The organism is Stenotrophomonas sp. P5_A8 (genome assembly GCF_056400545.1).
In genome coordinates this window covers 1-565 of the sequence record NZ_JBFULB010000657.1, presented here as the reverse complement: position 1 = coordinate 565, position 565 = coordinate 1, and the positions used below count along the sequence as shown (strand labels likewise).

At 72.6% G+C, this 565-nt stretch carries 1 protein-coding gene; it reads right to left on the bottom strand.

Annotated elements, in window-relative coordinates:
• On the bottom strand, positions 1-565 hold a 565-nt coding region (locus AC1DQP_RS21320), incomplete at both ends, for an N-acetylmuramoyl-L-alanine amidase family protein (protein ID WP_478052535.1).

The window sequence follows — 565 nt, the reverse complement described above, 5'->3', positions numbered from 1 at the left end:
ACGTAGACCGACGAACCGGTGGCCGCGCGGTTTTCAGCAGCGTCGGCGTGGATCGAGATGAAGATGTCGGCCTTGGCCGCCCGCGCCTTCTGTGCGCGCATCGGCAACGGGATGAACACGTCGGTATCGCGGGTCAGGTAGGCCTTCAGGCCGGGCGTGGCATTGACCTGCCGGGCCAGCTCGCGGGCCACCGCCAGGGTGATGTCCTTCTCGCGCTTGCCGGTCGGGCCGACAGCGCCCGGATCCTGGCCGCCATGGCCGGGATCGATCGCCACCACCAGTGGCCGCATGCCCGCGCGCATCTTGATCCGCGAGGCGTCGCTGGGCATCGAAGGACGCGGCGGCTCGGCCGGCGTCACCGCGACCGGCGCAGGCGCGGTCACCACCGAAGCCGTGGCCTGGCCGGACAGGATCGCCGCCGGAGAAGCCGAATTGCTGGCCGCGTTGGCGTTGCCGGCGGCAGCCACGTTCACTGCCGTCGCCGTGGGTGCGGCGGCGGGCGTGGGAACCGGCGTGGCCGCCGTCGCGCTGGCCTGCTGGCGCACCGAGGCGGTCAGCAATGCGG